The sequence below is a fragment of the Aurantiacibacter atlanticus genome (genome assembly GCF_001077815.2).
GTDB classification, from domain to species: domain Bacteria; phylum Pseudomonadota; class Alphaproteobacteria; order Sphingomonadales; family Sphingomonadaceae; genus Alteraurantiacibacter; species Alteraurantiacibacter atlanticus.
In genome coordinates, this window is the sequence record NZ_CP011310.1 from 2,932,352 (window position 1) to 2,944,977 (window position 12,626).

The following is a 12,626-nucleotide window of genomic DNA, read 5'->3' on the forward strand; positions in this document are numbered from 1 at the left end:
GATCAGGCCGTCATCATATATAGGCCCGCAAAGGCGAGCCAGAGGAGCAGGAAAAACAGGGCAAGGTCAAAAAGTGGGCGCTGCCAGATAAACCGGTAGACGCCGATCCGATCCAGCAGCCGCGTGGTCAGCAATCGCGCGAAAAAGGCCATGATGAGGCACAATAGCAATGGCGAGACGAATACGCCGGCAATGTCGATTTCGCCGATCATCCTACTGACTTCCAGGGCGGGCTTTTTTCGAACAGCGCAAGACGCAGACCAAGCAGACCACGCACGAGCGGGTTGTCTTCCCCGGTCGCACTGCCAAGAGCCACCGACAGTGCTTCATCTATGCTGTCGAGCAGGGAAGATGATGGCGAGTCCTGGTCAGTTTCCCGATGGATCGCTGTCAGGAGACGTTCAGCCGCTTGCCGCGTATCTCCGGATAAGCCGTTGGCAGTGTGGCGCAGGTCGGCGACATTGGCCCCTGCACGCAAGCGGCGAAGCAGACGCAAACTTTCATCCGATCCATGCGCGGCTGCCAGCCGCATCGTCAAGGCACCGATACGATCCAACGATTGCGCAATATAGCGGTCCCGATCGCCGGCCGTAGCACGCAGGGCAAGCCCGCGTATGTCGGCGCGCGCCGTCTTGGCATAGCGTTCCACGGCATGGGCAGCCCCCATCCTTCGGGCTATATGCAGCCAGAAAAACCCTACAAATATGCCGAGAAGGGAAGCGAAGCTTGCATCGAGGAACACGCCGAAATCCAGCGGCCGGTATTCGCCCTGAAGGTTGATCGTGCTGAGTGAGAAGGCCAGCAACAAAAGCGCCAAAGGATTGCTGATCGACCATGCAGCGATCGGCATCATGAATAATGCCATGACGACGAGAAAGGCCCCGTAATCCGTCGCCATCGGCAACAGTCCGTAGCACAAGACAGCAGCCGCAGCGGTGGCCAAAACTGCAAATTGCGCGAACTTCGCAATTGCGACGCCAGCCTCGTCTACTCCACCGAAGAAGGCTATCGCCACGGACCCGATCAGCAATGCCCCAGGTGCCTGTTGCCAGCCGGTGAGATACCAGAGCGCGGTCAGCGTAGCATAGGTAAGCAGGATCGCTACGGATACACGCCAGACGATGTGATAATCGGGAAACAGCGTGAATGCGCGCGCGCGTTTGGTGGCGGCTTCAAGCGCAGGGGGCAACGCAGCCCCGCTATCGAGAGCAGAATCAAGCACGCGGATCTCGGACCAAAGGCTGAGCGCATCGGCGATGAGAATAGCAAGATTGCGATGCAGCAGTCTGGACCAGCTCCCCGGTCTTTCTTCATCAAGTGCATTCATGCGTGCCGTGAAATCGGGAGGTGGGCCCTCACCGTCACTGACAAGCCGGGGCACATCGGCCAAAGCCAGCGACAAATCCTCCCCCGGGGAATCGCCGCCAGTCGAAATTCGGGATCCGATCGCGGAGATCAATGGCACCAGACGCAGCATCCTCTGCTGGATCGCAAAAGCAATCTTGCGGTCACGCCGCGGCACCGTTGGATCATATCGCAATTGTCCTGCCAGCACCGATAATGCGGTGACATCCCCGATCATGCGCAGCCGATCGGCCGTAGCCTCTGGATCGGTTTCCCTTCCTGCCAGCGCTTCCTGGAACCAGCGCTCAACATCTGGAATCCACGCATGCAAACGTTCGCGCATTTCCCGGCCGAGTGAGCGCGGCGCAATGATGCTGTCGACTGCCGAGCAGCAGATCAGCCCAAGACCGATTTCCGTAATGCGTGCGGCTGCTGTATCGAACATGTTGCCGGGCTGACCAATCTGGGGCACGGCGATCAGCATTATTGTTATTCCAAACAGAAGAAACCCATAGCTGCGTGGAGTTCGGTCAACCAAAGCTAGGGCAAAGGCGGCAGTTGCCACCAGACCCGTAACAGCGACCATGAGCAGCGGAGTATTCACAAAGATGCTTACAAGCGTGAGTGACACTACGCCGGCACCAAGGGTGCCCATCAAGCGATAGATTGCCTTCGATCGAATTGCCCCGGTAATCGGGTTCATCACCACGCAGCAGGTGACGAGCGCCCAGTAAGGCTGGGGCAGGCCAATGTGCACCGCACTGGTGAATGCGAGCATTCCCGCAATGAACAGCTTGACCGCGAACAGCCAGCGGAGGAATGAAAGATAGGGTGGTTTCACGCATCCCCTCGTTGCAGATGATTCTGCGCCCGCATCTCAAGCGTCCGCAAGACGCGCTGCGCAGTTTCGACGTCTTTCGCAGCAAGATCGTCCAGCAGCGCTCGCCTTAGTTCAACCAGACGTTGCTCAATCGCCTCGGCCAAGACCTTTCCCGGAGGAAGCAGGCTCACGGTGTTGCTGCGGCGATCTCCAGCTACTGCGTCGCGTTTGAGTAGCTCCGCCGATTCTCCCTGATCAAGGGTGCGGACCAGGGCAGCCGGATTGACGCCAACCTCCAGCGCGAGTTCCTTCTGAGGCACGGCCGGGCCAAGGCGCGAAATCAGGATGATCACGGTTCCGAGCGAGGTGGAAAGCTGCAAGTCGGCCATCACAGTGCTTGCCACCTTCATCCATGCGCGGCGCACCGGCTGCAGAGAATTGGTCAGGTCGAAAAGAAGAGCATCAGGGAGCATGAAAAATCCATTGCCAAAGCAATCATTGCCTTGTCAATGGATTTGGTGCGATTTTGCGGGAGAATTGGGCGTATCGGCGCCGCAACTGGTAATCCACCCGTCCGACCGGATGAAGTGATTGGCCATGGCTCCATAGCCGTCTCAGACGATGGAACGAGATCGGGGGTCTAGAAAGCCGTGTCTGTAATGCCAACGCTGGCCGATATTTCGCCGCCATGAGGACGCGGGATCATTGCTATCCAATCCCCATGGCCACTACCAGATACTGGCTCTAAATTACCTACTCGGCCTAGACCAATTGTGGCAGGAGTTGCGCGTATCGTTGCACGTCGGGCAGCTTGCCTGTGCTAACCCGGGACCATGTGGTCCATTCGCCATAGGCTCCACGGATCATCACGCCATTTTCGCGCATGCGTTGTTGCAAAGCGTCAGCATCAGGCACCTTCACGTAAACGAAATTTGTCTGGGATGGCAGCGCCTCCAGACCCGCCGCCTCCACTGCCGTCAGGATCATCTCACGCCCTTGCACAATCTGGTGCTTGGAATAGCGCGTGAAAGCCTCGTCCTCGTAAGAGGCGATCGCAGCAGCAAGACCCGCCGTATTCCCGCCAAAACTCATCAGATAGCCTCGCAGCTTCTCCACCGTCGCGGGTGCAGCGAGGGCATAGCCCACACGCATTCCCGCAAGACCGTAGATCTTGGAAAAGGTGCGGCATACGATCAGGTTGGGGTGGTCTTTAACGAGATTGGCAACCGAATAGTAATCGGGACGATCCGCTAGTTCATTATAGGCTTCGTCCACCAGGATGGTGACAGAAGGATCAATGTTCTCCACGAAGCTGCGCATGGCATCGCCGTCAATGATTATCCCGGTCGGATTGTTGGGATTGCAGATCTGGACCATGCCCACATCCGGTCCGATCGCGGCGGCCATACGTTCGAGGCTGACGCTCATATCCTCTTCCATCGGTACGCGGTTGACCGCGACACCCTTGCGCTGGCCATAGAGGACCGTGGTGTCCCAGAACAATTCGGGACACAGGATTGCCTTGCCATCTGGCAGGGCCAGAGCGGCAGCGCTGAGCGCTTCGGTCGAACCGGAACTGACGAGGACATTACCGGTGTCGAGCCCGAACCGAGCAGCTATCATTTCGGTCAGCTTGCGTACGCCGCCGTCGGCGTAATAACAGCCCTTACTGGCGCTGTCGTATATTGCGCCCAACGCGCTGGGCGAGGGACCGAAGGGATTTTCGTTGCGGGACAGCAGCGCCACCCCTTCTGGTGGGCCGAATACCGGCGGGCTGCCGGGATCGGGTTTCGCTTGGTCGAGCGGCGATTGAGCGAGTGCGCCACGAGCCATGAGTGTGGTGCCCCCAGCAGTGGCCCCCAGGATCATTGAACGGCGAGAAAAGTCGAGCATTGGTATCTCCCTTCTGAAAGTGCGATATCGGTCATGCGGCCAGTCCGTTGCGGATCATAAGCAGTCCCACGAACACCAGATAAAAGCCGAAGACGCGTTGCAGCCATTTGGGGCTGAGATGATGCGCCAAGGCGACGCCCCACGGCGCCGAGACGTAGGATGTGATCACGATGGCGCAGGCCCCCAGCAGGTTGACATAGCCGAGCGACAACGGCGGCAGCCCCGATGCTCCCCAACCGATGGCCATGAATCCCAACGTGCCGGGCAGAGCAATGATCACCCCGACCCCCGATGCTGTCCCGATGGCGCGGTGAATGTCGCGTCCGTATAGCGTCATGACGATGATCGCGATGGTCCCGCCACCGATGCCCAGCAGCGAGGAGAAGGCCCCCAGGCCTGTCGCCAGAGCCGATCGCCCCGCCCCGCCCGGCATTTCTGTACCCAGCTGAACCGACCTCAACACAGGGTAGAGGAAATGGACAGCCATCATCAGCACTCCGATGCCGAATATGATCGCCAGACCAGCACTGCTCACTCGTGATGCGAGCAGCACGCCGGCAAGCGAACCTACCACGATCCAGGGAGCCCATGATTTCAGGATCACGAAGTCCACTGCGCCGCGTCGGGCATGGCTCTGCATCGACCGGAGCGAGGTAACGATGATGGTCGCCAGCGAAGTGCCGACCGCGACGTGAGACAATTCCTCGGCCTGCGTCCCGATCAGCGGCAGAAGCACATATAACGCCGGAACCACCACGAAACCGCCGCCGATCCCGAACAGGCCAGCGGCAAATCCTGCCAGCAAACCTGCACCGAGCATGAGGGCGATGATCCACGCCCATTCGATAATCAGCTCCATCAGGCATGGTCCGAAGCTTGTGGTGAAAACGATATGGTTAGAGGCAAGTGAGATCCTTTCCCATGATCACAATCGGAAAGCCGCCATCGAGGCTGCGTGAGATTTCGTGGTATCCGCACGTCCGGTAGAGAGGCTCTCCACCCAGGGTCGCGTGCAATATTGCTGCGCCGAACCCCGCCCTCGCGGCTGCTTTTTCGGATTCTTCCAGTATCATTCGCCCGATTCCGCGGCGGGCAAAGCCGGGGCGGGTGTACATCGCCCTGATGCGCGCTGAATCACTCTGGGGATCGAGCCGTATGTCATCGCGTCCCGCGCTGCGATCGCCCCCGTAAAGCGTGGCGCGGAAGCTCCAGCCGCCACAGCCCAAGATCCGGCAAGACTGGTCAGTGACGAGGAAATAGGTCCGGTCCTCGATCAACTGCCTGTCGAGCGCCATAAAGGTGCGACTATGCGCAATCTGTGCAGGCGTCAGCAGATCGGCGAGTAGTGCGGTTAGCGAGGCATCGATCAATTCTGCAATCGCCGCGGCGTCCGCCATGGTGGCTAGGCGCAGAGTGAATGATCGGGACGCGCCGTCGCCCTCCGGATCGATCCCGGAAAGCGGGGACGGACCGCGAGGATCAGAAACTGGCGCGCAGACGAGCATAATAATAGCCACCCTGCCAGTCGACGATCGAGTCCGAACGATAGATCCGGCCGCAACAAACCTCGAACTCGCCCGGCTCCGGATAATTGTCGAAGACGTTGCGAGCGCCGATCGATAAGGTCAGCATGTCGCGCCAAGTGTAACTGGCCTCGACGTCGATCAACAATTCGGAGTCGAAATCCTGAGAGATCAGCGGGCCGCCCGCACCGTCGGAGTTGGAATAGGGCCCGTAATAATTGGCACGGGCGAGAAAATTGAACGGTCCGGTCTCGTGCGTGGCGGTGAAGACTGCGCGCCAGTTCGGTTCCGCATTGAGGAAATCATACTGGTCCTCAGCATTGAACTGGGCGGGTACATCGCCGTCGAACTCGGTCTCATTGTAATTGATCGCCGCTACGAGCCCGCTGGTGCCCCCGCTCCATGACTGGGAGTAAGACAGCACGATGTCGACGCCTTGGGTGACGGTGTCGAACAGGTTCTGAAAATAGAACACACCGCCTATGGATTGGGCCCCGGCGACCCCGGCATCGATCATCCTGCCGCGAAAGCCGATGCATTCGGAATCGATTTCCGGTGTCGAGGGAATGCAATCATCGACCACGGTGATGGTGGATCGAGCCTGCAACCGATCTTCCAGTTCGATGCGGTAATAGTCGATCGAATAAGTTAGACCGCCGAACGCGCCGCTGATGCCTGCCGTCCAATTGGTCGATGTTTCCGGTTCCAGGGGCACTGCGCCTAGCGCTGCGGCGATTGCGCTGCTGGCGGGAAAGAGGCCGGTGGCGACGGGGAACCCGTTGGGTATTCGGGTGGAAACATTGGTGGTGCCCTGTTGGCCAGGTGTAGGCGCGCGAAACCCCGTACCGTGCGAGGCACGGATACCCAGTCCGTCAAGTATCTCAAACCGACCTGCCACCTTGTAGATGAGCTGAGAATCAAAGTCCGAGTAATTCTCGAACCTCAGAGCACCTTCAAGAAATAGCCTATCGGTCACATCTGCACCGATGTTGCCGTAAAAGCTGTAGCTATCGCGATCATAGCTACCGGAAAATTCGGGAGAATATCCGGGAAAGCCGTTGGAGCCTACGCCAACTACCTGATAGACCGGATCGGCAGGATCGGCGCAATTAAGCCCGGCAGAGAACGATAAAGACGAGCCAGCAAGCGTTGGTGTTCCGTCAGTGTTGCAGAAATCAAACGGGTCAGGCGAACCAAACGGTCCTGCATGGTACGAGGCGAGTTCACCCTCGACTGTTTCATAACCTTCCTCGAAATACGTCCCGCCAAAGGCCAGGGCAATTTCACTGGCCAGCCCGACATCGTGGGTGAGCATGAAATCAGCCTGAAACTGTAGTTCATCATTGATGAGATCGCCTGGTTTAAAACTGGTTGGCGATTCCGGCCCGAGGGAGGGATTGATCGTATTCTCCAGGAGGTAGGAGATTTCGCTTCGGCCATATCGTAACGAGAAATCGTAAGAGAATGCGCTCGAAATATCGCCGCGGATGCCGCCCAGCGCAGAATAATCTTCGACATCTCCGCTGAACAGTGGTGTGAAGCCTCCGGGAAAACGTTCTGTAGGATTATAGATCGAACCGTCTTCCAGCCGCAGATCCTCGATCGTGCCATTGGCGGGATAGCGATAGAAGAAATTGGTTGTGGATGTGCTCCACGAATAATTGCCGAAGGCGTAGACTTCTGCAGCTGCGGAGAGCTCATAGCCTGCGTTGACAAAGGTGCGCACCGCCTCCCCGCTAGGCCGGCCCCAAGGCTGTATCGTGTCAATCCCCTCGACCGCGGCGGCGTAATCCTCATTGCCTGGCAACGCCGCATATTCGGTTACGCAAAAGAAGCTTTCGCAATATTGTTGGGCCCGGTTCGTCGAATCCGCGTTCGAATATTCAGCCGACAAATTGATGAAACCCATGTCTCCCAAGGGTAGGCCGATGTTGCCGGCAAATTTGTATTCGAAGCCGTCGCCCTCGTAGAATTCTCCGATTTCCGCTTCCAGATCGACGCCATGCGGATCGTCCTTGAGCAGGAAATTGATGACCCCCGCGATAGCGTCGGACCCGTATTGCGCGGCCGCGCCGTCACGCAGCACCTCGACCGAGGCGAGGCTGATTGTGGGAATCGTGGCGATATCGGGACCTTGCGTGCCCGATCCGCCAATCGTCACCAATGCGGCGCGATGGCGGCGTTTGGAATTGACCAACACCAGAGTCTTGTCGGTCGGCAGGCCACGCATCGAAGCGGGCCGGATAAAACTCGAGCCGTCGGAGATCGGCTGGCGCGATACTGTGTATGACGGGACGAGTGTCTTCAGGACATCGTTGGTATCGGTAAAGGACACCGAGTTGATCGCTTCTTCGGAAAAGACATCGACCGGCACAGGGGAATCAGCGACTGTGCGCTCCAACCCCCTGGACCCGGTAACTATGATCGCCTCAGCAGGCTGGATCGGATCGTCTATGTCTATCGCCTGAGCGAAGGCTGCGCTGGGCGCGAATATTCCGCAAGCCAAGGCGAGCATGGAATCGGTACGGTAATGATGCATGGAAGACCCCCTGACAGTGGTAAGTCTCCTCTCCTCTTGCCTCTCCCGACGGGCTGTATTCAGCCGTCGCCATGTTACCTATGATACCGCTTCGCAATGTGATTTCACGATTGCGGTATTCTATGCATTTTCCTTTCAAGAATTACTCTGTGTGCACAAGATGTGCCAAATGCCGGGCGACGTGGCAATAGTTTTTTGCATTGCAGCAAATTTCTCACTTGCGGTCGCATCCGGCTGGTAGGAGCGGACGGCTTAGGACGATCGAGATTTTCTCTTCAGACCAGTGATGGCAGCAAGCTGTACTGAGTATCCATCAAATTCACTCTGATAATGACGGGCTATTCCAATCATGCGACCGCGCCTGCTCTAGCATCGGTGCGCGGCTCCACGCAGGAGTTCCCGTAGAGCCCACCGTAAGCTAGTTAAGCGCATATCCTGCCGCGCCGAAGACTGGCTGAGAATCTCAAACCAGCTTCGATCGCAACATCAAGACGTCTGATGGCTACAAGTGCCAACGTCGCCGCCATCACCTAATGGAGATAGCGCGTCCCAGCACTAGAAGCGGGTCGTCAATTCTATCCCAAAGGTCCGCGGGGGAGACCATTCGCCTTTGCGATATCCGCCGATAGGCAATCCGCCGCCCTGGATCTGGCTATAATAGGCTTTATCGGTCAAATTGCGTCCGAAAATACGCAGCGAATAGGCATCATTCCTTCCCGACAGCACCATATACGCATTCAGCAAAGCATAGCCTTCCTGAATATCTTCCTCCCTGTTGAATGGACGGAAAGAGATATCATCCGTATAGCTGACTTCCCCCCGGAATCTGATGCTATCGAGAACCTCGGAGTTCAAAGGGATCTCGTGATCCACGCCGAGCATGAACGAGAAATCGGGCGCTCGGTTGAGTGGATTTCCAGACAAATCTTCAAGATCAATACCGGGAAAGATCACATCATCTTCCGAATAACTCACGAATTCCGCGTCGAGATACGTTCCGGCAAATTGAATTGTCGTATTGTCAGTCACATAGCCAACAAGCTCCAATTCAACGCCTTTTACCCGGCTTTTGGGAGCGTTTTCCACCAATGCCTGCACGGTCAAATTCTTGAAGACCTGCAGGTCCTCGTAATCATAGTAGAAACCAGTGAGATTGGCTGTGACACCGCCATCCAAAAGGGTGGATCTGAGACCCGCTTCATAGGATGTGATCTTTTCTGGAAGGAAGGGGTCTCCGCCTACCACTGCAAAATTGAAACCACCGCCTTTGTAGCCCTGCTGGAAGACGAAATAACCCATCACATCGTCGGTGAAGTCATACTGCATTTATCGGCATGTCGCAGCGCTTACCGATCGGGGCTTTTTGACTCGCCTTCGCCGGGGAAGCTACGTCCCAGGCCCAACATTACAGGCTATCTCCGGACACTGCTCGAAACGTGAAATGTTACGCAAGATTGCCCGGCCCATCTTGGCCAAACTCTCCAGCAAATTGAATGGCGTAAGCCATATGGGGACCTGGGACGATGACATGGTGACCTACATCATCAAGTCCGCACAAGAAGGGAAAATCCTCTTCACCCAGGAGACAATGCAGCTGGAAGGGTGTTGCAGCGGCCTGGCGAAGGTATTGCTGTCGAATTTGGATAGTAAATCGTTCGAAACGTATTTAAAGGCAGGGGAATTCCAGTCATTAACGAAGAATACTATTACAGATCCGGATAAACTCCGGGAAGAAATACAGAAGGTCAAGAAGAAGCAATACGCCATCGATAATCGAGAGATCCAGGAAGACCCTATCTGCATAGCCGCTCCGATAATTTCGGATGTACTGGACTTCCCGCTGGCAATATCGCTGTCACGCAAGGACCTTCCAGGTAATTACTTCCCTGACGTTCATCGCGATTTGCATGAACTCCGAAAGGCGGGAAATACCATAACAAGCATGGTGAGCTCTTTCGTTTTGCAATAGGCCAGATCCAGACGGGATTGCCGGACTAATACAGTTGGCCCTTCTGCAGAAGCATTCTGCTGTAAGAGAGGGCCCTCTTACACCGCTCGATTGTCACTCGTTGGCCTAGCAAGTGTGGGATAAAGCTTGCGTAGCGTGCGATCCTTCGACACCAAGCAGCTCACGGCCGAACCGAATGATATTCATGACATGTGAGAATTTTGTGCCAAGTCTGGGCCTGCCTACGATTGCGGTCATTACCACATTGGAGACTGATCCAGGGTTGAGCGCTGCATGGGAGGTGTGCCTATCGTCCATGCTCAAGGGCGACGAATCCTGATTTGCAGAGAGGAGATTGTGGTTTGCGTAAGACCTTGTTCGATCCAGATAACGGCCTGCTGACGCGCTTCAGTTTCTGGCAATCGCCTGCCCTCCTGCTTTGCTTGGCTTCCTTTTTTTGGGCGCTTAATCCGATTGTCGGTCGAGCAGCCCGCGACCTTCTTTCACCAGTCTCGATCGCATTCTGGCGGTGGATAATTGCTTTGGTCATTGTCGCCCCCTTCGCATGGCGTCATGTCCGGAAAGATTTGCCTTCCATTAAGCAATCCTTGCCTTTTCTCACAGTTCTCGGGGCCGGCGGACTCGGCCTGTTTGCCTATCTCGTTTATGCAAGCCTGCAATGGACGACAGCGACGAACAATCTGTTGTTGCAGGCAACAATGCCGATCATGACGTTGGTAATGCCGGCCCTGATCTTCCGCGATCGCATTCCGCCATTACACTATGTCTGCGCCCTAATTTCCATCGGCGGCATCATATGGATCATGACACGCGGCGACCCCACTAATCTGGAAATCGGCGCGCTCAATCGCGGTGACTTGCTCGCGTTGGCGGCAGTCTTTCTCTACGCAGCTTACGCGACGTTCCTGCGAAAGGCACCGACCATCCATCACCTTTCCTTACTGAGCGTATTATTCGCGGTCGGGGCTTCCTCTCTTGCCATACCTTACGTCGGACATCTGCTTGTCAACGGTGTCAGCATGCCATCCCCAGAGGCGATCGGCGCGTTATTATATGTCGGCATTTTCCCATCTTTGGCGTCCTACGCTCTGTTCAACCGAGCAGTGTCACTGATCGGATCCGCTCGGGTTGGAATATATATGAACCTGCCCGCGGTTTTCGGTGTCACCATGGCAGTACCCCTGCTGGGCGAACGATTCGAAGACTACCATTTCGTAGGAGCGCTGATGGTTGTCGTGTCAATTCTCATTTCAAGACGAACCAGGGTCAAGGTTCACTAAAAGGTTCGCAAGCGAATGATCGACAGCACGATTCGCGGTCAGGATCGGCGCCAGGATTATGGTCGATCTGTTCGCTGGACATTCAACCCCGCCTTCCGTGAACGTGACATATCGAAAGAAGCTCAGGCCATTGTCGTGATCGTCTGTCCGAACCGCCTGAGGGCGACAATAAAGAACGCAGCGCCTATCGCGGCGATGGCCAGGAACTGGGGCCATACGACGTCGAACCCGGCACCGCGGTAGAGAATCGCCTGGGCCATCTTCACAAAATGCGTGGTAGGCGCTGCAAGCATTACGGTCTGGACGAATTCGGGCATGCTCTCGCGCGGGGTCGCCCCGCCTGACAGCATTTGCAGCGGCAGAAGGACCAGCATCAGGAGCAGGCCAAACTGGGGCATAGAACGCGCGATCGTACCCATGAATATGCCCATGGAGGTGGTGGCGAACAGATGCAGCCCGGCCCCCGCCAGAAAAAGCAGGGCAGAGCCTTCGACAGGAACCGCAAGAACGCCTTCGACCACTATTTTCAGGGCGAAGGCACAGGCCATCAGCACCACAAGGCTCATCGCCCACACCTTACCCGCCATGATTTCAAACGGTGTGATCGGCATTACAAGCAGGTGCTCGATAGTGCCATGTTCGCGCTCGCGGATCAGGGCCGCGCCGGTCAGGATGATGGAAAGCATGGTAACATTGTTGATGATTGCCATCAGCGAGCCGAACCAACTCTGGGCCAGGGTGGGATTGAACCGCTGGCGCACGGCGAGCTCGATCGGCGGCGGCGGCCCGGCGCGCGTACCGCGGGTGAATTCAGCCACCTCGGCCTGAACGATCTGCTGGATATAGCCGCCTCCACTAAATGCCTGACTCATGCGCGTTGCATCAACGTTGAGCTGTATCGTCGGGCGGTGCCCGGCCAGCACGTCGCGCTGGAAACCGGGCGGGATATCAAGCGCGAACGTAAAGTGGCCTGCATCCATGCCCCGGTCCACCTCGTCCAGACCGACCATTGCCGGACTGACGAAATGCGGCGGGTAGAAGGCGCTTACGATGCGGCGGGAAAGCTGTGACTGATCTTCATCGGTGATGGCGATGGGGGCTTTATGCAGCGTTTCAGGCATGGCCGTGCCCGAAACATAGATGCTGAACGAGAAGGCGTAGATGATCAGGATCATCATCATCGGGTCGCGCCACAGGCTGCGCAATTCCTTGATTCCAAGGCGATAGATATTGGCAGTTTTCGCGGCTCGGTCCATGG

At 56.8% G+C, this 12,626-nt stretch carries 11 protein-coding genes; 2 read left to right on the forward strand and 9 right to left on the reverse strand.

The features are described from left to right. Positions 1–2: 2 nt before the first annotated feature. From CP97_RS14290 to CP97_RS14325, 8 genes are all read right to left on the reverse strand, one after another. Entirely contained in the window at positions 3–212 is a 210-nt protein-coding gene (locus CP97_RS14290) for a DUF1656 domain-containing protein (RefSeq protein WP_048886506.1), read from the reverse strand. Further along, a complete protein-coding gene (locus CP97_RS14295) occupies positions 209–2,185 on the reverse strand; it encodes an FUSC family protein (RefSeq protein WP_048886507.1) in 1,977 nt (658 codons plus the stop codon). Before CP97_RS14295 ends, CP97_RS14290 begins: the two co-directional genes overlap by 4 nt. After that, the gene (locus tag CP97_RS14300; RefSeq protein WP_048886508.1) at positions 2,182–2,637 is read right to left on the reverse strand and encodes a MarR family winged helix-turn-helix transcriptional regulator; all 456 of its coding nucleotides are present in this window, start codon (positions 2,635–2,637) and stop codon (positions 2,182–2,184) included. The genes CP97_RS14295 and CP97_RS14300 overlap by 4 nt, the downstream gene beginning before the upstream one ends. A 289-nt stretch (positions 2,638–2,926) precedes the next feature. After that, positions 2,927–4,057 carry a pyridoxal phosphate-dependent aminotransferase gene (locus CP97_RS14305; RefSeq protein ID WP_048886509.1) on the reverse strand — a complete coding sequence of 377 codons (1,131 nt, stop codon included), beginning with the start codon at positions 4,055–4,057 and terminating at the stop codon, positions 2,927–2,929. A 31-nt stretch (positions 4,058–4,088) separates the two neighbouring features. Continuing rightward, complete coding sequence (locus tag CP97_RS14310) at positions 4,089–4,916, reverse strand: sulfite exporter TauE/SafE family protein (RefSeq protein WP_048886510.1); 828 nt, start codon at positions 4,914–4,916, stop codon at positions 4,089–4,091. Between the two features lie 37 nt (positions 4,917–4,953). Continuing rightward, complete coding sequence (locus CP97_RS14315) at positions 4,954–5,574, reverse strand: GNAT family N-acetyltransferase (protein WP_227819616.1); 621 nt, start codon at positions 5,572–5,574, stop codon at positions 4,954–4,956. Then, positions 5,537–8,119 carry a TonB-dependent receptor plug domain-containing protein gene (locus tag CP97_RS14320; protein WP_048886511.1) on the reverse strand — a complete coding sequence of 861 codons (2,583 nt, stop codon included), beginning with the start codon at positions 8,117–8,119 and terminating at the stop codon, positions 5,537–5,539. Before CP97_RS14320 ends, CP97_RS14315 begins: the two co-directional genes overlap by 38 nt. Positions 8,120–8,674: 555 nt before the next feature. Further along, a complete protein-coding gene (locus CP97_RS14325; RefSeq protein ID WP_048886512.1) occupies positions 8,675–9,445 on the reverse strand; it encodes a TonB-dependent receptor domain-containing protein in 771 nt (256 codons plus the stop codon). A gap of 115 nt (positions 9,446–9,560) precedes the next feature. On the opposite strand from CP97_RS14325, the gene CP97_RS14330 reads away from it, so the two are divergent. Together CP97_RS14330 and CP97_RS14335 are read left to right on the forward strand one after the other, a co-directional pair. Further along, on the forward strand, positions 9,561–10,088 hold the full coding sequence (locus tag CP97_RS14330) for an IclR family transcriptional regulator domain-containing protein (protein WP_048886513.1): 528 nt from the start codon (positions 9,561–9,563) through the stop codon (positions 10,086–10,088). A gap of 341 nt (positions 10,089–10,429) precedes the next feature. After that, positions 10,430–11,368 (forward strand): DMT family transporter, encoded by a 939-nt coding sequence (locus CP97_RS14335; RefSeq protein ID WP_048886514.1) that lies wholly within the window; start codon positions 10,430–10,432, stop codon positions 11,366–11,368. A gap of 122 nt (positions 11,369–11,490) precedes the next feature. On the opposite strand, the gene CP97_RS14340 is transcribed toward CP97_RS14335, so the two are convergent. After that, on the reverse strand, positions 11,491–12,624 hold the full coding sequence (locus CP97_RS14340; protein WP_048886515.1) for an ABC transporter permease: 1,134 nt from the start codon (positions 12,622–12,624) through the stop codon (positions 11,491–11,493). Positions 12,625–12,626: the final 2 nt, after the last annotated feature.

Excerpts from the sequence above, each read along its gene's own strand:
- CP97_RS14305 (WP_048886509.1), bottom strand. The coding sequence starts at position 4,057 with ATGCTCGACTTTTCTCGCCGTTCAATGATCCTGGGGGCCACTGCTGGG.
- CP97_RS14340 (WP_048886515.1), bottom strand. The coding sequence starts at position 12,624 with ATGGACCGAGCCGCGAAAACTGCCAATATCTATCGCCTTGGAATCAAG.
- CP97_RS14300 (WP_048886508.1), bottom strand. The coding sequence starts at position 2,637 with ATGCTCCCTGATGCTCTTCTTTTCGACCTGACCAATTCTCTGCAGCCG.
- CP97_RS14290 (WP_048886506.1), bottom strand. The coding sequence starts at position 212 with ATGATCGGCGAAATCGACATTGCCGGCGTATTCGTCTCGCCATTGCTA.
- CP97_RS14330 (WP_048886513.1), top strand. The coding sequence starts at position 9,561 with ATGTTACGCAAGATTGCCCGGCCCATCTTGGCCAAACTCTCCAGCAAA.
- CP97_RS14325 (WP_048886512.1), bottom strand. The coding sequence starts at position 9,445 with ATGCAGTATGACTTCACCGACGATGTGATGGGTTATTTCGTCTTCCAG.
- CP97_RS14310 (WP_048886510.1), bottom strand. The coding sequence starts at position 4,916 with ATGGAGCTGATTATCGAATGGGCGTGGATCATCGCCCTCATGCTCGGT.
- CP97_RS14320 (WP_048886511.1), bottom strand. The coding sequence starts at position 8,119 with ATGCATCATTACCGTACCGATTCCATGCTCGCCTTGGCTTGCGGAATA.